This is a genomic window from Achromobacter sp. K91 (assembly GCF_003576205.1).
GTDB classification, from domain to species: Bacteria; Pseudomonadota; Gammaproteobacteria; order Burkholderiales; family Burkholderiaceae_B; genus Achromobacter; species Achromobacter aegrifaciens.
In genome coordinates this window covers 281498-301427 of record NZ_QWFB01000031.1, presented here as the reverse complement: position 1 = coordinate 301427, position 19930 = coordinate 281498, and the positions used below count along the sequence as shown (strand labels likewise).

The 19930-nt window shown below is 64.3% G+C and carries 18 protein-coding genes; 10 read left to right on the top strand and 8 right to left on the bottom strand.

Annotation, left to right across the window (positions count from 1 at the left end):
• Nucleotides 1-102: 102 nt before the first annotated feature.
• Both DXK93_RS14780 and DXK93_RS14775 read left to right on the top strand, forming a co-directional pair.
• Nucleotides 103-882: an SDR family NAD(P)-dependent oxidoreductase gene (locus tag DXK93_RS14780; RefSeq protein WP_054452198.1), complete on the top strand. Its 780-nt coding sequence runs from the start codon at nucleotides 103-105 to the stop codon at nucleotides 880-882.
• 110 nt (nucleotides 883-992) lie between these two features.
• Entirely contained in the window at nucleotides 993-2012 is a 1020-nt protein-coding gene (locus tag DXK93_RS14775; protein ID WP_233564554.1) for a tripartite tricarboxylate transporter substrate binding protein, read from the top strand.
• 84 nt (nucleotides 2013-2096) lie between these two features.
• Here the strand turns inward: DXK93_RS14775 and DXK93_RS14770 are convergent, their stop codons facing one another.
• The gene (locus DXK93_RS14770) at nucleotides 2097-4415 is read right to left on the bottom strand and encodes a molybdopterin-dependent oxidoreductase (RefSeq protein ID WP_119450444.1); all 2319 of its coding nucleotides are present in this window, start codon (nucleotides 4413-4415) and stop codon (nucleotides 2097-2099) included.
• A gap of 250 nt (nucleotides 4416-4665) precedes the next feature.
• Between DXK93_RS14770 and DXK93_RS14765 the strand changes: the two genes are divergently transcribed.
• On the top strand, nucleotides 4666-5922 hold the full coding sequence (locus DXK93_RS14765) for a D-amino acid dehydrogenase (protein WP_119450443.1): 1257 nt from the start codon (nucleotides 4666-4668) through the stop codon (nucleotides 5920-5922).
• A 67-nt stretch (nucleotides 5923-5989) separates the two neighbouring features.
• Here DXK93_RS14765 and DXK93_RS14760 read toward each other — a convergent pair whose 3' ends face one another.
• From DXK93_RS14760 to DXK93_RS14750, 3 genes are all read right to left on the bottom strand, one after another.
• Complete coding sequence (locus DXK93_RS14760; protein ID WP_054452190.1) at nucleotides 5990-6952, bottom strand: bifunctional GNAT family N-acetyltransferase/nucleoside diphosphate kinase regulator; 963 nt, start codon at nucleotides 6950-6952, stop codon at nucleotides 5990-5992.
• Between the two features lie 96 nt (nucleotides 6953-7048).
• Nucleotides 7049-7567 carry a hypothetical protein gene (locus tag DXK93_RS14755; RefSeq protein WP_147400244.1) on the bottom strand — a complete coding sequence of 173 codons (519 nt, stop codon included), beginning with the start codon at nucleotides 7565-7567 and terminating at the stop codon, nucleotides 7049-7051.
• 74 nt (nucleotides 7568-7641) lie between these two features.
• A complete protein-coding gene (locus tag DXK93_RS14750) occupies nucleotides 7642-8706 on the bottom strand; it encodes a GlxA family transcriptional regulator (RefSeq protein ID WP_119450441.1) in 1065 nt (354 codons plus the stop codon).
• 91 nt (nucleotides 8707-8797) lie between these two features.
• On the opposite strand from DXK93_RS14750, the gene DXK93_RS14745 reads away from it, so the two are divergent.
• The 7 genes from DXK93_RS14745 to DXK93_RS14715 all read left to right on the top strand — a co-directional run bounded on the left by DXK93_RS14745 (nucleotide 8798) and on the right by DXK93_RS14715 (nucleotide 15984).
• Nucleotides 8798-9583, top strand: coding sequence for an alpha/beta fold hydrolase (locus DXK93_RS14745; RefSeq protein ID WP_119450440.1), 786 nt, complete (start codon nucleotides 8798-8800; stop codon nucleotides 9581-9583).
• A gap of 27 nt (nucleotides 9584-9610) precedes the next feature.
• On the top strand, nucleotides 9611-10594 hold the full coding sequence (locus DXK93_RS14740) for a tripartite tricarboxylate transporter substrate binding protein (protein WP_119450439.1): 984 nt from the start codon (nucleotides 9611-9613) through the stop codon (nucleotides 10592-10594).
• Between the two features lie 176 nt (nucleotides 10595-10770).
• Nucleotides 10771-11751: a tripartite tricarboxylate transporter substrate binding protein gene (locus DXK93_RS14735; RefSeq protein ID WP_119450438.1), complete on the top strand. Its 981-nt coding sequence runs from the start codon at nucleotides 10771-10773 to the stop codon at nucleotides 11749-11751.
• Nucleotides 11748-12995, top strand: coding sequence for a CaiB/BaiF CoA-transferase family protein (locus tag DXK93_RS14730; protein ID WP_119450437.1), 1248 nt, complete (start codon nucleotides 11748-11750; stop codon nucleotides 12993-12995). Before DXK93_RS14735 ends, DXK93_RS14730 begins: the two co-directional genes overlap by 4 nt.
• Nucleotides 12992-14155: an acyl-CoA dehydrogenase family protein gene (locus DXK93_RS14725; RefSeq protein WP_119450436.1), complete on the top strand. Its 1164-nt coding sequence runs from the start codon at nucleotides 12992-12994 to the stop codon at nucleotides 14153-14155. The genes DXK93_RS14730 and DXK93_RS14725 overlap by 4 nt, the downstream gene beginning before the upstream one ends.
• 11 nt (nucleotides 14156-14166) lie before the next feature.
• The gene (locus tag DXK93_RS14720; RefSeq protein ID WP_119450435.1) at nucleotides 14167-15174 is read left to right on the top strand and encodes an acyl-CoA dehydrogenase family protein; all 1008 of its coding nucleotides are present in this window, start codon (nucleotides 14167-14169) and stop codon (nucleotides 15172-15174) included.
• Nucleotides 15175-15198: 24 nt separating this feature from the next.
• Nucleotides 15199-15984 (top strand): crotonase/enoyl-CoA hydratase family protein, encoded by a 786-nt coding sequence (locus DXK93_RS14715; protein ID WP_119450434.1) that lies wholly within the window; start codon nucleotides 15199-15201, stop codon nucleotides 15982-15984.
• Nucleotides 15985-16031: 47 nt separating this feature from the next.
• Here the strand turns inward: DXK93_RS14715 and DXK93_RS14710 are convergent, their stop codons facing one another.
• The 4 genes from DXK93_RS14710 to DXK93_RS14695 are packed head-to-tail and all read right to left on the bottom strand — an operon-like array spanning nucleotide 16032 to nucleotide 19917.
• Complete coding sequence (locus tag DXK93_RS14710; protein ID WP_082400839.1) at nucleotides 16032-16844, bottom strand: SDR family NAD(P)-dependent oxidoreductase; 813 nt, start codon at nucleotides 16842-16844, stop codon at nucleotides 16032-16034.
• Between the two features lie 23 nt (nucleotides 16845-16867).
• The gene (locus DXK93_RS14705) at nucleotides 16868-17953 is read right to left on the bottom strand and encodes a CoA transferase (RefSeq protein WP_119450433.1); all 1086 of its coding nucleotides are present in this window, start codon (nucleotides 17951-17953) and stop codon (nucleotides 16868-16870) included.
• Nucleotides 17946-19280: a phenylacetate--CoA ligase family protein gene (locus DXK93_RS14700; protein ID WP_119450432.1), complete on the bottom strand. Its 1335-nt coding sequence runs from the start codon at nucleotides 19278-19280 to the stop codon at nucleotides 17946-17948. Before DXK93_RS14700 ends, DXK93_RS14705 begins: the two co-directional genes overlap by 8 nt.
• The gene (locus DXK93_RS14695; RefSeq protein ID WP_054452167.1) at nucleotides 19234-19917 is read right to left on the bottom strand and encodes a TetR/AcrR family transcriptional regulator; all 684 of its coding nucleotides are present in this window, start codon (nucleotides 19915-19917) and stop codon (nucleotides 19234-19236) included. Before DXK93_RS14695 ends, DXK93_RS14700 begins: the two co-directional genes overlap by 47 nt.
• Nucleotides 19918-19930 lie beyond the last annotated feature (13 nt).

Here is a 19930-nt window from a genome sequence, read left to right as displayed (position 1 = left end):
GCGCGTTGGGAGATTGTCCGCCTTGCGGCTTCCTGCTGACTGAATTCCTTTCCGGCCATTTCATGTCATGGATCCGGCTGCGCCTTTGCAATAGGAAACGCTATGGATTTGGGAATTCGAGGCCGCCACGCGCTGGTTTTCGGCGGCAGCAAGGGAATGGGCCGCGCCTGCGCCCATCAGTTGGCAAGCGAAGGCGTCAACGTGACCATCGCGGCGCGCACGGAAAGCACGCTGGCCCAGGCCGCTGAGGAAATCACGGCGGCCACGGGAACCCGGGTCCGATACGCAGTTGCCAATATCACCACGGATGAAGGGCGGGAGGCGGCGCTTGCGGCGTGTCCCGCGCCCGATATTCTGGTCAATAACGCAGACGGCGCGCCGCCCGGCGACTTCCGCCAGTGGACCCAGTCCGACTGGCATGCGGCCCTTGATGCCATGGCCCTCGGGCCGATCGACATGATCCGGCGGGTCGTCGACGGCATGATGGAACGCCGCTTCGGCCGCATCGTGAACATCGTTTCACGCAGCGTCAAAACCCCGCAGCTTGAACTCGGCCTTTCCAATGGTGCGCGCTCCTGCCTGGTGGGCTTTGTTGCGGGCCTGGCCCGCCAGACGGTGCGGCACAACGTCACCATCAACAACCTGCTTCCGGGCGTCTTCGCCACCGATGCGCAGCGGCATCACATAGAAGGAATGCTGGAGCCAGGCGGCAAGAGTTTTGAACAGCTGTGGACGGAGCGCGGATCCAACAATCCTGCCGGCCGCTACGGCGAGCCCGAGGAATTGGGCGCGCTTTGCGCATATGTCTGCGCGGCCCAATCCGGCTATATATGCGGCCAGAATATCTTAATAGACGGCGCAGCCTATCCAGGCACCTACTGATTCGCCTACGATCATCCCCGCTTTCCACGCCGGCCTTTTTTCATGTATTGCGGGGCCGAAGAGGGGGGGCGGTATTCGTTGCCCAACCATTTTCAATGAGATCGTTCGTCATGCGTAATACCCCTATTCGTTCTCGCCGCCTTTGCATGAAAGGCATTGCGGCAGTTGTCGGTGGATTGGCCGTGCTGGGTTCGGTACAGGCGCAGTCGAAGGCGGATGCCTCCTATCCCAGCCGCCCGATTACCATCGTGGTGCCTCATCCTCCTGGCGGCTCCGTCGACGGCCTCGCCCGCATATTTGCCGTGAAGCTGGGCGAGGAGCTGAAGCAATCGGTCATCATCGACAACAGGGCAGGCGCGTCCGGGATGGTGGGCGCAGGCGTGGTCGCCCGTTCGGCGGCAGATGGCTATACGTTGTACCTGAATGCCTCGATCCACAACATCAACCCGCTGCTCTATGGGAAGAAGATGACCTTCGATGCGGTGAAGGATTTCACCCCCATCAGCGGTCTGGCGCAAGGCGCATTGATATTCAGCGTGAACAACGATGTCCCCGCGAAGACCGTGCAGGAGTTCGTCGGTGTGGTGAAGGCAGCTCCCAACAAATACAATTTTGCAACCACGGGCTTTGGCTCGGCGGGGCACCTCGCCATCGCGCAGTTTGCATATGAAGGCGGTCTTTCCGATCTGAAGATCCCGATCGTCCTCTATAAAGGCGGCGGTCCCGCCTTGACTGATCTGATCGGCGGACAGGTTCACGCGCTGGCCGATCCAATGCTCTCCTCGCTGCCGATGGTCAAGTCAGGCAAGATACGCGCGCTGGCGGTAACCGGCGACAAGCGCAGCCCCTTGCTTCCGGACGTTCCCACGATGCGCGAAGCCGGGCTGAAGAATTTCGAGTTTTATTCCTGGTATGGCTTGTGGGCGCCAGCCAAGTTGCCGGAGCCGATACTCAGGAAGCTGGAAGTCGCCACGCAGAAAGTCATGACGTCCGCCAGCATGAAGGAGCAACTCGACAACCTCGGCTTTGAAAGCTCCTACCGGAACAGCGCGGACTTCGCGCAGTACATCCAGGCCGAGACGGACAAATACAGCGCCATCATCAAGCAGGCCAATATCACCGCGGAATAAGGCGTTTTCCCAAGAACCAGAGCGCCCCATCGAGGGGCGCTCCGGGCGCTTGGGAAAAGCCGTGTCCGGACCCGGGCCAGACGGCTATGCGGCACGATCCAATTTGGCAATTGCCGGCACCTCCAGGGCCCGGACCGAAGGCGCGGCTTCTTCCCAGCGCATTACCTCCACCAGCGCGGACTGGGCACTGCTTCCCTGAGTCAAGCGGGAAGTGCCCACGTCGATCGTCAATACGTTGGGGTTGCCGTGTATCTCCAGCTCCTCGTCGGCAGCGTCAAACCATGCTCCCGTAGGCAGCGCCACCACGCCAGGCTTGAGGTCGGCGTCGATAAGCGCGGTGGCAAGGCACGCGCCACGGTCGTTGTAAATCTTGACGAGATCATGCTGGCCGATGCGGCGCGCTTGCGCATCCAACGGCGAAATGCGCAGGGCCTCCCGGCCATTGACCTTGAGGTCCACCGATGCCTTGCCGCCATCCATTTGGGAATGGAGCTTGCCCGCGGGCTGCGGCGTGAGCAGATGCAGCGGCCACCTTGCAGCCTTGGGTGATCCAAGCCATTCGTCCGGCGTCAGCCAGCTGGGGTGGGGCGGGCAATCGGCGTAACCGAATCCGGCGATTTTTTCCGAATACAGCTCGATGCGTCCGGACGGTGTACGCAGTGGATGTTCCTCGGGGTCGCGACGGAACTCTTCGAACAGCACGAATGGCTTTTCAGGCTCGGGAATTTCCACGAACCCGCGGCTCCAGAATGCATCGAAATCAGGGGCCATATGGCCGCAGTCGCGCCATTCCTTGGCCATTGATTCGTAGATATGCCGTACCCACTCCATCTCGCCTCGGCCTTCGGTAAAACCATGCTCGTAGCCGCCCAGCGCGGCCAGTTCCCGGTATATGTCGAAGTCATTGCGGCTGGAGCCGATCGGCGCCAGGGCCTGATGCATGGCGAACACGTGACGATCGCGCGTCGATCCGCCGATGTCATTTCTTTCCAGCGTGGTGGTGGCCGGCAGCACAATGTCCGAGCGCCGAGCCATGGGTGTCCACCAGATCTCATGGGCGACTATCGTTTGCGGCCGGCTCCACGCCCGGCTGAAGCGGTTCAGGTCCTGCTGGTGATGGAAAGGGTTGCCGCCGGCCCAGTACACCATCTTGATGTCTGGATAAGTACCTTCCCGCCCATTGAATTCATAGTGCTGGCCAGGATGCAGCAGCATGTCGGTGACCCGGGCAACAGGAATCACCGAGCCGGTCGGGTTGCGTCCCGATTCCATGGCCGGTCCCGCGATCTCCATGCGCGGGTTTCCCGCGCCATTCATGGACGCATGCCCAAACGCAAAGCCCCCGCCAGGCAGCCCGATATGCCCCAACGCAGCGGCTAGCGCAATGCTTGCCCAATACGGTTGTTCGCCGCGATGAGCCCGTTGCAACGACCACGCGCAAGTCAGCATCGTGCGAGTGTTGCGTGCCTGACGCGCGAGTGCGCGGATAGTCTCGGCCGGCACATCGCAGATCGCCTGGGCCCATTCCGGCGTCTTCGGGATTCCGTCCGTACTGCCTTCGAGATAATCGCGCAAGGCCGGAAATCCAACGCAGTGGGTCTGGAGGAACGCTTCGTCGTGGACGCCATCAACGATCAGCGCCTGGATCATTGCCAGCATCAAGGCCGCGTCCGTGTTGGGACGAATGGGAATCCAGCGCGCACGCACGCCGGCAGGGACATCTCCCCGGGTCGGGCTGATGACCACAAGCTCCATGCCAGCGGCTACCGCCCGTTCGAGCTGCCCGGGCACGGGATGGTCCCCGGCGCCGCCCGATGTGATCTGCGTGTTGCGCAACGGCATGCCGCCGAATGCGATCAGCAGCCGCGTATGACTGGTGACACTGTTCCAGTCCGTCACACGGCCGGTAACCGGCGTATAGGTGCCGATCACATGGGGCAGCAGGAACTGCGCGGTGCCCCAGCTATAGTTGCCCGCTTGATTCGTAAAGCCGCCGCCGGCGTTCAGGAAACGGTGCGTCTGGGTGCGCGCATGGTGCAAACGGCCCGCCGATGACCAGCCATACGAGCCGCCAAAGATGGCCTCGCTGCCATGCTCTGTCCTCACTCGCTGGAGTTCCGAATGGACCGCCGCAAGGGCCTCGTCCCAACTGACCTCAACGTAGTCGTCACGTCCGCGTTCGCTCCCGTCGCACAAGTGCCGGTCGCGCAGCCATCCCTTCCGGATGGCTGGCCGGTTCACCCGTAGCGGCGAGTGGACCATGGCAGGCATCGATTGCAGGATGCCCGAGGGAGCGCTGTCGCGGGCGAACGGTTCGCAATCGATCAGCTGGCCGCCTTGCGTGACCGCGGTGAATGCGCCCCAATGAGAGAGCGAGGGGAAGCGGCGAATCTGTTCAGACATGATTTGACGAGGTTCCGGCCCAAGGCCGCGCATATCAAAGGCGCGGACCGATTGCGAATGTTCAGCACGCCATTAATGCTAGCAATACAGCTGGTGAATTTTCTTTCCATTCGCGCGGATTGGCGTCAAAACAATGAAATAAATTTCACTCCGGCACCCTTTATTCTTGAATCCGGTCCGGCCTGGCATCGCCGGGCAGCGCCTTCCGGCTACGCCGCAGACATCACGATCGACCAAGACAACCACGCCCATGAAAGTTCTCATCCTCGGATCCGGCGTAGTCGGCGCCACAACGGCCTACTATCTCTGCCGCGAAGGCCATGACGTCGAAGTTGTGGAACGCCACTCGGCGGCGGGAATGGAAACCAGCTTCGGCAATGCGGGCGGTCTGTGCCCGAGCTTTGCGGCGCCATGGGCCGCGCCGGGAATGCCGATCAAGGTATTGAAGATGGCGTTGCAAGCCGATGCCCCGGTGCGCTTTTCGCTTTGGCCCGAATTTGAAAGGCTCCGTTGGACCAGGCGATGGCTGATGGAATGCAATGCGCCGCGGTTTCGCGTCAACAAACTGCGCATGCAGCGCGTGGCTCACTACAGTCTCGCTTGCCTGAAGCAGCTCATGGCCGAGACGCCGATCGCGTTCGATTTTCATGCGGGCGGCGTGTTGCAGCTGTTCCAGACCGTAGCGGAGTGCCGGTATGGCGATATTGCCGCCAGCGCACTGAGGGAATTCGGCATTCGCCACAGTGTGTTGAACGGGCGCGATGCGCTGGCGGTCGAGCCGGCCTTGCGAGACGCCACCGCCAGGATCGCGGGCGGCCTTCATTTGCCGTCCGATGCCTCGGGCGATAGCCACATTTTCTGCCAGGCATTGACCGCCTGGCTTCAGCATGCGGGCGTGAAGTTTCGCTTCGACACCGATGTGCGGCGATTGCTGCATGAGGGCGGTCGGGTGGTGGGCGCAGAGACCTCTGGCGGCATACTGAAGGCCGATGCCACGGTTGTCGCCTTGGGCAACCAGGCTCCGGCACTGCTTGCGCCGCTGGGGATCAAGCTTCCCGTATATCCGCTCAAGGGCTATTCGATTACCGCGCGGGTGACCAATGCCGATCAAGCGCCCAATATGTCGGTCATGGATGAACACAACAAGGTCATGATTTCACGGCTGGGCAATAGAATCCGCGCGGCGGGCATGGCCGAACTGGTCGGCCACGACTTGTCATTGAAGGCGGCCCGCAAGGATGTGCTGGTCCGGACGGTGCGCAGCCTGTTCCCACATGGTATCGACTACGCCAACGCTACCTTCTGGGCGGGTCTGCGCCCCATGACGCCAGACGGCCCCCCGATTCTCGGCGTCTCTGGTTGGGGCGGGCTGTTTCTCAACAGCGGGCATGGCTCGAACGGCTGGACCCAGGCTTGCGGAACGTCCCGGATCGTGGCGGATCTGGTCTGCGGCCGCAAGCCTGAAATCGACCTCGAGGGACTCACGATCGAGCGTTTTCGAAGGTAGCATTGACGGCACGCGAAGTTTCGCCATCCCTGTCGAGGTTGTTCGCGCCAGACAGACGAACGCCGATCTAGAGATGGAAATCGCCCGCGGCTTCCGGCTGGTAAAGCACTTTCCTGATCCCGATCCGGCGGGTCCGGTCCGAAATCCGCCAATCGATGGAATCCCCCTCCTGGTAGCCCAGGATGGCGGCCCCGACATCGGAACAGACAGAGAGCTTTCCTGCGCTGCTGTCGGCGTCTTCAGGGTAGACCAGGGCCACTTCCATCTCTTCGTCGTCCAGCTGCAGCAAGGCACGGGAGTTCATCGTGACCACGTCCCGCGCCACTTGCTGCGGCTTGACGACGATGGCGCGCTCCAGCTCGTGCTCGAGCTCGACAATAGTCGGACCCTGCTCGAGTTCTATCAGGCTCTTGAGCCGGGCCTTGTCGATTTCAGTGATGTAGATATCGGTGGAGTCGACAACGGCGCCTTCGCGCAACAGTCGTAGATAACGCCCCGCAGTCATGGAAAACGACTTCAGCGTCGGTGTTTCGTTTTCAAGCAGAAAGCCGCTGCGCAGAAAGGTCTTCAGCGAACGCGCGTTGTCCGGGTGGATCTTGGCGATGAGCTTTTCGGCCCGCATGTCGAGGAAGGCCAGCTTCATGCCTTCGCGGATCGTGCTGGCGCCCAGGTTCCGGCCCCAGTTGTCGCAGTCTCCGATCACCAGGACGATCTCGCAATCTGGGCCGGTCTTGACGAGGCGCACGAAGCCCACCGGGGCGTCATGCCTGTCATAGGCCATGAAGAACCGGCCGCCCTGGTTGAACAGATGGGTCAGGATCGGCAGCTGGGTCCGATCGATGGCTTGCTCGATGAAACGGGAGACATTGCGCGAATCGCTCAGATAGCAGGTCACGCGCTCATCTTCCAACCAATCCATCAGCGTCAGCGCGTGCGTCCGGGTGATTTCCGGGCACAGCGAAATGAAAGGCTTGTTCATCTTCACCACACTCATTCGTAAAGGATGAAAGCCCTTCATGGCGATGGCCATGACGGTTCTTTCGGCAAACCGCGCATTTTAGGATGGAATGCGGATGAGTGCAGGGCAGGCCGGGAACGGGCGCCGCTTGCAAGGCCCGGGGCCGTGTCAGATCGGATGAACCCTGCGCCTGCGCATGAGCCACTGCCAGAAATCCGCGAACAGCTTTGCTGACACGGAAAAAGCGATCAGCACGGCCGCGCCAGCAAGCGTGGGCCATCGATCAGCCCAGGCCTGCTCGAATACCAGGAGGACAAACATATGCCCCAGCGCGGCCATCAATGGCGCGCCGATCAACCATCCCGCGACAAACCAACAATCGTGGCGGGTAAAGACCTTCGTGAAACTGAGGTGATAGGCCGCGCGTGCCACGTAATAGGACAGCACCAGGGTCAGGAAAATGAGTGCGATGCCAGCAAGCGTAAAGTCTTCGGATACGCGGACCTTGTGCCAGCTTTGAAGTATCGGGTCGCCGATCAGAATCCACTGGTCTATCGGCGGATCGTAGTGCGCGATCGGAATGATTCCGACACCGCGTGCAAGCCACGACAATCCGTGGAAGCAATACCAGGCAAAGATGATCGAAGCTGCTGCGCCGAACAGCATACGCAGCTTGTGGCTAGCCATTGCAGTAATTCCCATCGCGCTCGAAGTTCCCTGAGTATTCCACGCATGTTCCTGGCGTTCTCGGCAGCCAGTCTCTAAACCTCTCTTCCATACTGCTCCATTTTCCACCGAGCCCGCGGCCCCCGCTGCGTGTACTCGCGCCGGTAATCCGCCGGCGTTACGCCGAACTTGCGCTTGAAGGCGCGACGGAAGGCCGCCACGTCCAGATAGCCGCAGTCATTGGCTATGTCCTCCACGGAGCGCAGCGTCACTTCCAGCCACATCTGGCTCTTTCTCATCCGTATATCGGTGAGGAATTCATGCGGTGTGATCGCCAAGTGCGTCCGGAAAAGGCGTGCCAAGGTTCTTTCGCTGACGGCCGCATGTTGTGCGGCGTCGCCTATCGTTATCGCTTCCTGGGCATGTGCCAGCAACCACTGGACGGCCCTGTACAGCGGGCTGTCGCGTGTGAGACCGCTGACCTTCTCTATGGGCAGCGTCGAAGCGATGATCTGCCGCGCGGGATCGAAGACGAGCTTGTCGCGCGATGCGCCGGCCAGTCCGGCGATGCCCGTGCGGTCCATCAGATCGAGCACGCAGTCATAGGCCAATGAAGGCGTCCCGGCAAGCAGGATGCGCTCGCTGGCCCAGACAATCGGATCGTTGGCGATGGCCAGGTCCGGATGGGTCCGCGCGAAGCCCGACTGGTACGCCCATTGCACCGGCGTCTGCATCTTGTCCAGTACGCCTGCCGCCGCGACCAGCCAGACGCCGGTGCCCACCGCGCAGACGTAGCGCCTGTCCGCCACGGCGCTGCGGATTTCGTGCAGCACGGCGTCGTTGTTTGCCACGCTGGCGCGCAGTTGCGGCACCGAGACCGTTTCCAGGGGCGGAACAAAGACGGCGCGCTCCATTGCCGAATCCGGCGCGCCGGGCGGCATGAAGCTCAGATGTTCGGACGCCGAGTCCGTTTCCGCCGAAAGGGCTGCGCCCACGCAGCGCCACGTCACCACATGGCCGCTCGCTTGCCCGCTGCGGCTGCGGGCAATGCCGTTGGCGGTGCGGAACGTATCGATCGCGGCATGGATGGGGCCGTTCAACCTGCCAGCGGGCAGCAGCAGTTCCACATGCAGAGGGTAGTTGTCTGGAGCGGCACCCATGATGTCTGTTTGGAGCGCGGTCTTTCCGCAGAGGATCGAACAAAATCAACACGCAAATATTAGATCAACCGCGCCCTCCAAGGAGCCATCCGTGCCATACGCAACCGCGTCCGACGACACCCGCATCTACTACGAAACCTATGGCGACGGCGCGCCCGTCCTGTTCATCCATGGCGGCGGCGGCAACACCATATGCTGGTATCAGCAGGTGCCTTTCTTCGCCAGCAAGTACAAGGTCATCGTGATGGACTTGAGGGGCTTCAAGAACTCTCCCTGCGTGCCGGAACGCAACCATCCGCGCCACTACCCCGCCGATGTGCTGGCCATACTGGAACAGGAAGGCATAGGAAAAGTAAACCTCGTGTGCCAGTCGCTGGGCGCATGGGCAGGCTTGCCGCTGGCCGTGAAGCATCCGGAGCGCGTCCAGACGCTCTTCATCAGCGGCTCGCCGACGCCGGCCTATTCGCCCGAGACCTGGGAAATTCTGCGCAAGGCCGGCAAGACCTTCGATGACGGCCGCCACGATCTGCGTAGCAAGAGTATCGGCTGGAACCGCAAGAATGTCGAAGCCCGGCCCGAGATGCTGCATCTGTACGGCTGCATCAAAGCGCTCAATCCCAAGGGCTTCCTGGCGCTGACCATGCAGGCCGACGACGTCAAGATCCATCCCGCCGAGTTCGAGGGCTACCGCGTGCCGACCTTGATGACCGGCGGCAGCCACGACGATTTCCTGACCCCGGAAAGCCACCATCTGGTCGCGAAGCTGCTGCCGGGCAGCCTCAAGTACACCTTTGAAGATTCGGGCCATTCTCCTTATTTCGAAACGCCGGACGAATTCAACCGCGTGGTGCTTGAGTTCCTGGACACGCACAACTAGTTCCTGATCCTGCAAGAAGGAGACAACATGGCCGCCATCAAAAAAACACTGGCGTTCGGGCTGGCTGGCGTCATGGCGCTGGCCAGCGTCGCCGCCATGGCGCAAACCGATTATCCGAACCGGCCCATCCGCTGGATCGTTCCCTCGCCGGCGGGCGCGCCTATCGACGCCATCGGACGCAAGCTGGGCGAACTCATGTCCGCGCGGCTCGGCGCGCCCGTCGTGATAGAAAACAAGCCCGGCGCCGGCAGCACCATCGGCGCCACCGAGGTCGCGCGGGCCAAGCCCGACGGCTATACCTTGATGCTGAGCGTGGGCGACGCGCTCATCTCTTCGGTCGTGACCATGAAGGTGCCTTATGACCCGCAGCGCGACTTCACGTTGATCAGCAAGATAGCCGCGTCAGGTCCCGTGCTCATCGCAAACAGGTCGATGCCGGCCGGCGACCTGGCCGGGGCGGTCAAGGAGGCCCGGGCGGCGCAGGTTCCTCTGGCCTATGGGTCGTATGGTCCGGGCTCGTACCCGCAACTGATCATGGAGAGCCTGGCCACGCAGTCTTCGGTGAAGTTCATCGAAGTCCCCTACAAGGGATCTCCGCCGGCGATGACCGACCTGCTGGGCGGGCAGTTGGCATTTACCTTCACATCAACCAGCATTGCGGCGCCCATGATCGCGGACGGCAAGGTCAAGGCCATCGCCGTTATCGGCGACAAGCGCTCGGCGCTGCTGCCTGGGGTCCAGACCTTCGCCGAAGCGGGATACGACGCCTTCATATTCAAGAACAAGGCCTGGGTCGGCCTGAGCGGCCCCGCCGGCATGCCTGCGGACGTGGTGCAGAAGCTTGCGGCGGCGGCTCAGCAGGTGGTGCGGGATCCGGAGTTCGGCAAGTATCTGGAGAACATCGGCTTCGACGCGGTGGGCAATACGCCGGAGGAGTTCCTGAAGGAGTATCGGGAGGAGTATTCGGTCGTGCCGGGGCTGATCAAGGAGCTGGGCGTGGCGGCGCATTGATCAGCGGGCTTATTTGATGGCGGGTGGAAATCGATGGTTCCTGATATTCATTCGATATCAAATCTCAAATTCTTAATATTAGACAGCCCCATCAAGCACGCCTAAAGTCATCCGCTGGACCATATGGCCAGGACCGCCGCCTAGAGCGGCCGGCCATCCACGCAAAGGAGACTTCCATGCAACACCGCAGAAAGATGCTGACGGCCATGTTGGCCGTGGCCTTGCTTGGCGCCGCCGGCCATCAGGCCGTCGCGCACGCCGAGACCTTCCCCGCCCGCCCGATCAAGTTCGTGGTGCCGTTCGGCCCAGGCAGCGGCACCGATACCTCGGCCCGCTATTTCGCCCGCCAGCTGCAGGAACTTACCGGCCAGCCGGTAGTAGTGGAGAACAAGCCGGGCGCCAATGGTTTCATCGCGGTGAAGAACGTGTTGTCGGCGCCGGCGGATGGCTACACGGTGTTCATCGGCAGCAATTCGACGCTGGCGGTCAATGCGGCGCTGTTCAAGGCGCTGCCCTACGATCCCGTCAAGGATTTCGCGCCGCTGACCATGATGATGCGCTCACCCGCCATGCTGGCAGTCAGTCCGCAGGCGCCGTACGGCACCCTGAAGGATCTGATCGCCTACGCCCAGGCCAATCCCGGCAAGGTGAATTTCGGCGCGGGCTCTGCCGGCTACCAATTGATGGGGGAGTTGCTGAACGACAGCGCCGGTCTGAAGACGGTACATGTGCCGTTCAAGGGCGCCGGCGATGCCATCATGGCTGTGGCCGGCGGCACGGTGGACTACACGTTCGCCGAGGTGACAGCGGTGCAGGAGCTGGCCAAGGACGGCCGCGTGAAGGTGGTGGCGGTGGCGTCGGACCAGCGTGTCGGGACTTCACCCGATGTGCCGACGGCGACCGAGGCCGGCCTGCCCGGATTCGAAGCCTATACCTGGGTGGGCGCGATGGTCAGCGCCAAGACGCCGGCCGAACAGACCGAGCGCCTGGCCGAGCTGTTCACGCGCATCTCCAAGATGCCCGAAACCCGCGCCTTCTATGAACGCCTGGGCGCCACGCCGATGACGGGCGGTCCTGCGCAGATGCACGAATTCCAGCAGAAGGAAATCGCGCTGTGGCAGCGCATCGTCAAGAAGGCGAACGTTCCCCAACAATGAAGGAAGAGGCGAGCATGACGTCGCAAGCCCTGCAGAATGTGAAGGTGCTCGATCTGTCGCGCGTGCTGGCCGGCCCCTGGGCCGCCCAGACGCTGGGCGACCTGGGCGCTGAAGTGATCAAGGTGGAGCGGCCGGGCACGGGCGACGATACGCGCGCCTGGGGGCCGCCCTACGTGACCGATCCGGCGGGGCAGCCCACGGGCGAGTCCGCCTATTACATGTGCGCCAACCGCAACAAGCAGTCGGTCAGCATCGATTTCACCAAGCCCGAGGGGCAGGAACTGGTGCGGCAGCTGGCGCGGCAATGCGATGTGCTGATCGAGAACTTCAAGACCGGGGGCCTTGCGCAATACGGGCTGGACTATGCGTCGCTGAGCGAGCTGAATCCCAGGCTGGTGTATTGCTCGGTCACCGGCTTCGGCCAGGACGGTCCGTATGCGCATCGCGCCGGCTACGACTTTTTGATCCAGGGCATGGGCGGCTTGATGAGCATCACGGGGCATCCCGACGGCATGCCCGGCGGCGGTCCCATGAAAGTGGGCGTGGCGTTGACCGACATCCTGACGGGACTGTATGCCAGTACCGCCATCCTGGCAGCGCTGCAGGCGCGTGCGCACACCGGGCGCGGCCAGCATATTGATCTGGCCTTGCTTGACGTGGGCGTCGCCTGCCTGGGCAATCAGGCGATGAACTATCTGTACGGCCAGCAGGCGCCGCGCCGCATGGGCAACGCGCATCCGAATACGCTGCCGTATCAGGATTTTCCGACCGCCGACGGGCATATGATCCTGGCCGTCGGCAACGATGGGCAATTCGCCCGGCTGTGCGTCGCCATAGAACGGCCGCAATGGGCCGAGGACGAGCGCTTTGCGCGCAATGCGGCGCGGATTGCCCATCGTGAGGAACTGATCGAAGGCTTGCGCGCCATCACCGTCACCCGCAGCACGCGCGACTGGGTCGCGCTGCTGGAGCAGCACGGCGTGCCTTGCGGACCCATCAACACCGTCGCGGACGTATTCGAGGATCCGCAGGTCCAGGCGCGCGGCCTGCGCATGAGCATGCAGCACCCGAAGGCGGGCGAAGTGCCGCTGGTCGCCAGCCCCATCCGCCTGTCGGACACGCCGGTGAGCTACCGCCACGCGCCGCCGCAACTGGGCCAGCATACCGACGCAGTCCTGGCCCGCCTGCTGGGCTTGAGTGCGGAGACCCTGCATACACATCGAATCAATGGAGTCCTGGGATGAGCAGTCTGAATTCACTGGCGTTGCCGCTGACGCGCATTCCTCCCGAGGACGAGGCCCTGCGTCCCGCCGTGCGCGCCTTCCTGCAGGAAGCCGTGCGCGACATGCCGGCGCATATCCGGGCGCGTTCCTGGGGCGGCTACGACACCGCGTTCAGTCGCCGCGTGGGCGAGCTCGGCTGGATCGGCCTGACGCTGCCGCGCGAATACGGCGGGGGCGGACGCAGCGCCTTTGCGCGCTATGTGCTGGTAGAGGAATTCCTCAATGCCGGCGCGCCGGTCGGGTCGCACTGGATCGCGGACCGGCAGAGTGCGCCGCTCATCCTCAAGTACGGCACGGAAGCGCAGAAACGCTTTCATGTTCCCCGGATCTGCCGCGGCGAGTCTTTCTTCTGCATAGGCATGAGCGAGCCCAACTCGGGGTCGGACCTGGCCAGCGTGCGCACGCGCGCGGCGCCGAACGACCGCGGCTGGCTGCTCAACGGTCAGAAGATCTGGACCACCAACGCCCATCACTGCCAGTACATGATTGCGCTGGTGCGCACCTCGGGCGGGCCGGAGGATCGCCACAAGGGCCTGTCGCAGGTGATCGTCGACCTGTCCCTGCCCGGCGTGACGGTGCGGCCGATCGAGGACCTGTCGGGAGACAGCCACTTCTGCGAAGTGTTCTTCGATAACGTGCAGTTGGACGCCGATGCGCTGGTGGGCGACGAAGGGCAGGGCTGGGAGCAGGTCACGGCCGAACTGGCGTTCGAGCGCAGCGGCCCGGAACGGCTGTATTCCAGCATCGTGCTGTTCGATCAATGGCTGGACTATGCGCGCCTGCCCGCCAATCGCACGCCCTCGTCCCGGCGGCTGGCCGGCAAGGTGCTCGGCCAGCTGACGCCGTTGCGGGCCATGTCGCTGTCGGTGCAGGAGAAGCTGACGCGCGGCGCCAGCCCCATCGTGGAGGCGGCGCTGGTCAAGGAGCTGGGCACCACGCTGGAACAGATGATTCCGGCCTGGATTGCGGAAGACCTGTACTCGCGCGAGGCCGAGGACATTCCGGTGGAACTGCTGATGACCTTGAAGTACGTGACGGAGGCCTCGCCCTCGTTTTCCCTGCGGGGCGGCACCCGCGAGATTCTGCGCGGCATGATCGCGCGCGGCCTGGGCCTGCGCTGAAGGAGCATGACATGAGCGATAACGATCTTTACGCCGATGCCGCGCGCCAGGTGCTGGCGGACCATTGCACGCCGCAGGCGGTGCGCGATATCGAAGCGGGCGGCGACGCCGCCGGCAGGCTCTGGCAACAGCTGGAGGACACCGGCCTGGCCGACGCGCTGGTCGGCGAGGAAGAGGGCGGTTCCGGGCTGAGCCTGGAGCAGGTGTTCGGCGTGCTGGAGCAATGCGGCGCTCATGCGCTGCCCTTGTTGCTGGGCGAGACCATGATCGCGCGCGCGCTGCTGCCGGCGGCGCAGCGGCCTGCTGGCAGCATTGCATTGGCACGCGGCGTGCAACAGGCGGATGGCGCCTGGCATTGCGCGCTGGTGCGCGGCGGCGCGGTGGCTGACAGTGTGCTTGTGCAGACGGGCGATGCCTGGCGCCTGCTGGACGCCGCGCAGGCGCATAGGGAGCCGCAGGCGCTGGCATTGGACGCCGCCCTGAGCTGGACCCCGGCCCAGGTCGCGGCTGCGCCGTTGGCGCCGATGGACGCGGCTACCGACGTCCGCACCATGCAGGCCTGCGTGGTCGCGCCGCAGATGGCGGGCGCGCTGGGCAGCGTGCTGGAGCGCACCCTGCAATACGCCAATGAGCGCCAGCAGTTCGGCCGGCCCATCGGCAAGTTCCAAGCCATCCAGCATCAGCTGGCCGTCATGAGCGAGCATGTCTGCGCCGCACGCATGGCGGCGCAGCTCGGCTGCCATGCCGACGGCGTGGCGCCGGACCGGCTGCGGGTGGCGGTCGCCAAGGCGCGCTGCAGCGAGGCGGCGCTGGTGGTGTCCGAGCTGGCGCACGCCGTGCATGGCGCGATCGGCTTTACGGAAGAATACGATTTGCAACTCTACACGCGCCGCCTGCATGCCTGGCGTCAGACCGCAGGCAGCGAAGCCTACTGGCATGACGTGGCGGGCGAGGCGCTGCTCGCGCATGCAGGGCCGACGCTGGACCTGGTGCGTACGATTACCGACGTCCCGGCGTAAGCCCGGCTCTCAGGAGAAACTTGCATGGCTTTTCTGCAGATAGAACGCGAGGACGGCATCGTCGTCGCCACCATGAACCAGCCGGAGACTCGCAATGCGCTGACCGGCAACACCGCCGTCGAAGAGATCGTGCAGCTATGCGCGGACATCCGCCAGGACGCCAGCGTGAAGGTGCTGATCCTGACCGCCGCCGGGCCCATTTTCAGCTCGGGCGGCAACGTCAAGGACATGCGCCGCTTTTTCGACGATGCGCTGACTCCCGAGCGCATCTGCGAGGAATACCGGCAGGGCATCCAGCGCATTCCACTTGCGCTGCATGGCCTGGACGTGCCCGTCATCTGCGCCGTCAACGGTCCGGCCATCGGGGCGGGACTGGACATCGCCTGCATGTGCGACATCCGCATCGCGGCCGACACGGCCACGTTCGCCGAGAGCTTCGTGCGTGTGGGCATCGTGCCGGGCGACGGCGGCGCCTGGCTGCTGCCGCGCGCCGTGGGCATGGCCCGCGCCAGCGAAATGGCCTACACGGGCGAGGCCATCAGCGCGCAGGACGCGCTGGCGTGGGGCCTGGTCAGCCGGGTGGTGCCGGCGGCGGACCTGCTGCCGACCGCCATGACCCTGGCCGCAAAGATCGCCGCCAATCCCGGCGGCGTCATGCGCATGACCAAGCGCCTGCTGCGCGAAGGCCAGCACAGCAGCCTGGCGTCCTTGCTGGAGCTGTCGGCCAGTTATCAGGCGCTGGCCCACAAGACTGCTGAGCACCGCGAGGCGGTCACCGCGTTCATCGAGAAGCGCGCGCCGAAGTTTTGAAGGGCGGCGCTGCGGATGCATTTGCGCATCGGCAGCGCCGGATGGCGTCAGTGCGCGTCCATCATGTGCAGGCCGCTGCCCAGATGCGCAGCGCCATCGATCTGGAGCAGCTGGCCCGTCATCAGGTGGCCAGCCGGCGTGGCCAGGAAGGCAACCAGCTCCGCGACTTCTTCGATCGATGTGGCCCGGCCCATGGGCGTGGCGGCGACCAGGCGGTCCAGCATGGCCTGCGCAGCCTCGCCGGCCAGTCCTGGCGTGATCACCGCTCCGGGGCCGATGCAATTGAGCGCGATGTCATCAGCAGCCCATTCCAGGGCCAGGGTCCGAGTCAGGCCCAGCACGCCGGCGCGTGCGGCGATGGAATGGGCAATTCCCATGGAGCCGCGGTCCACGCCCGAGAGCGAGATGTTCACCACCGTGCCTTGGCGAGCCTTGAGGAAGGGGTAAGCTGCCTTGGTTACGACGAACACGGCGTTCAGATTGGTGTCGATCACCGCATCCCAACCTTTGCGGCTGATCTGCGCGGCGGGCGCGAAGAATTGGCCGCCGGCATTATTCACCAGCAGGTCGATGCCCTGGCGTTCGCCCACTTCGGCGATCAGCGCCTCGATGGCGGCGGTGTCGCGGATGTTGGCGCAGGCATAGCTGAAGTCGCCGGTCAGTTTTTCTGCCATTCCGGCGGTCTCCGCCAAGGGATCTTCGCGCCGTCCCACCCCGAACACGTCCATGCCCAGCGCCAGCAAACGCAGGGCGATGCCACGACCGATGCCAGAGCCGGCGCCAGTGACCAGTGCGCTGCGGCCGACCAGAACGCCGGGCCGCATGACCTGGGTGGATTCCATGCAAGTTTCAGATTTCATGAGGTTCACCTGGAAGTAGGAATTCAAGAGACCTGCCGCCGCCCGCCGCCGATGGCCGGCGTGGGGCTGCGGGGGATGCGTTGACCGTCGAACAGGGCGGGAAAGGCCGGCACGTGTTCGCCGTTGGCGAGTTCCTGCGATACGGCCCCAGGCCGCAGGCCGCGGATGAGCGTCAGCGCTTCGGCCGGCGCCCGGACGTTGCCGGCCGGGATCTGCATATCCCGCATCTGCCGGAGCACGGCTTCGCGGGTCTGCGGTAGGGTCCAGGCTTCCACCTGGGCGTCGAAGTGCGCCGCGCGGCGAATGCGTTCCTTGATGGGCGCATCGTCCGCGCCGATCAGCGGGCGCAGGCGCGCCCAATAGCTGTCCAGCCCGCCCAGGATGTAGACATGGCCGTCTGCGCAGCGATATATGCTGGAAGGCGCCGACGCGCGGTCGCGGTTGCCCATGGGCGGATCCAGTGTTTCGCCTTCGCTTAGCGCCAGCGCCGCCGGCCCCAGCAGCATTGCGGACGCCACCTCCATCATGGAGAGATCGATCAAGCGCCCGCGGCCTTCGAGCATCGCCATCGCGCAGGACAGTCCCGCGTACATGCCGCTGAACATGTCCACGGGCCAGCTCGTGGTCAGGCGCGGCGAGCCGTCCTCGTCGCCGTTCAAGAGGGCGAAGCCGGATTCGCATTGCGCAATGGTGTCCATGCAGATGCGGTCGTCCTGCTGTCCATAGCCGGAGATGAGCACGACGGTCAGGCGGGGATGGCGTGCGCATAACGCCGGGCCTTGCAGGTCCAGACGGGCGAGCGATCCCGGGGCCAGATTGCAGATGAAGGCGTCGGCCTGCGCCAGCAGCGTCTCCAGTGCTTCTCGTCCGTCCGGCGCGGCCAGGTCCAGCACCTGGCTGCGCTTGCCGGTGTTGAAGCTGCGAGCGTAGAAGCTGCCGAAGCTATTTCCCGGCAAGGTACGCACGCCATCGCCGCGCGGCGGCTCCACCTTGACCACGTCGGCGCCGAAATCCGCCAGGTACTGCGCGGCGGTAGGGCCGGCGATGAACTGCGACAGCTCGATGACGCGCTTGCCGGCAAGGGGGCGTGGAGTGTCGGCCTCAGGCATGGATCACCCGCTTGGCTTTGTGGACGGTGCGCGGCAGAGTGCCGTTTTCCACCACTTCCACGTGAAAGCGCACCTGCAGGCGATCGCGCAGCAGTTGCGACAGCCTTTCGCCGAGGTCGGCGCTGGCGCCGGGTTCGCGTTCGACGCGCAGCTTCACGCCGGTCAGGAAGCCCGTGCTCGGATCCTTGACGCTGTCGTCGATGATGATCACGTATTCATTGCTGACGCCGGCAAAGCTACGGACCACGTCTTCGATGGCGGACGGGAACAGATTCACGCCGCGCACGATCAGCATGTCATCGGCGCGGCCGAGCACGCCGCCAGGCAGGCGGGCATGGGTGCGGCCATCGGGGCCCGGGCGGCTGTCGCGCACCACGATGTCGCCAGTCCACCAGCGCACCAGCGGGCAGGCCTGCTTGTCCAGATGGGTGAGCACCAGCACGCCGCGTTCGCCGTCGGCCACCGGCTCATGCGTGTCGGGGTGCAGGATTTCGACGTAGATGAAATCCTCGGCCAACGTGGGGCCGAGCTGCGCGGCGGTATCCCAGCCTATGGGTTGGCATTCCAGGGCGCCGTAGCAGTCGAACATCTTGGCGCCCCACAGGCGCTCGATGCGTTCGCGCGTGCCGGCCACGCTGGCGCCGGGCTCGCCGCCGACGCAGACCATGCGCACGCGGGATTCGCGCAGGTCGCGTCCCATGGATTGGGCGGTCTCGGCCATGTGGGCCATGAAGGACGGGGTGCCGATGACGCAGTCCGTGCCGTACTGGAAGATGGTTTCCACCTGGCGTTGCGTGTCGCCGGAGGAGCCCGGAATCACCAGCGCGCCGACCCGCTGCGCGGCCAGGGTGGCGCCCAGGCCGCCGACGAACCAGGCGTAATTGAACATGCATTGGAAGACATCGCCGCGGCGCAGCCCCTGGCCGTAGAGATAGCGTGCGTACAGCTCGGCCCAGCGGTCCACGTCATGCTGGGTCCAGAGCACGGGAGCGGGCTGCGCCGTGGTGCCGGAGGAAAAGTGCACCCGCACGGCCTCGCCGGGCTGGACCGCGGCCAGCGTGCCGAAGGGCGGCGCGGCGCGCAGGCCTTCGAGATAGTCGCGCTTGTGGGTGAAAGGCAGGCGTCTCAGGTCTGCCAGGGTCTTGAGGTCTTCTGGAACGAAGCCCGCGTCCGCGAACACCTTGCGGTAGTGCTCGCTGGTATCCGCGACGCGCCGCAACTGCCGGCGCAAGGCTTCGAGCTGGAAGGTCTCGATGCGGTCGCGCGACCAGGTTTCGACCTCATCCCAGATGGTACTGGAATAGGGGAGTTGCTCTTGCTGCTTCATTGTTGGAGTCCTTGAGTAGCCCCCGCAGCGCATAGGCCGCGAGGGTGTGCGCGATATCGTCTATCGCCGCGTCGCTCTGCAGACGCCGCTGGCTGTACCACACGGTGGCCCAGTTCAGCGCGCCAAAGAAGGGTTTGCTCAACATCCTGGCGGGAAGGTCCACGAAGTCACGTTCGCGGATGCCGTCATCGATCACCTCGACGAACATCTGCTCGTAGTCATCGCGCATCTTCACCACGGACCGCAGCCGCTTGGCGGCCGCGGACGCCTCGAGCAGGTGACGCTCCAGCCCCTGCACCGCCACCTTCTGCATCGGCAATTCCTTGAGCAGGATCTGGGTATGGCGCAGCGCCATGGCCGACAGGCGTTCGACCGCCTTGCCGCCGCCGCGGGCGATGGGGTCGATCTCGTCCGTCAGCCGGGTCATTGCCGCCACCTGCACGTCGAAGAACAGGTCGGCCTTGCTCCGGTAGTGGTGATAGATGCGGCCCTTGGTGGCGCCCAGGCGTTGGGCGACCGCGTCGATGGAAGTGGCCGCATAGCCGAACTCCATGAAGAGTTCCGCGGCCGCCTGCAGGATTTCCTCGCGCGACTCGCCGCCGCCCACTTCTGCCGGGTTCTGTTGTGCACTCACCATTGCTACCTCTTTT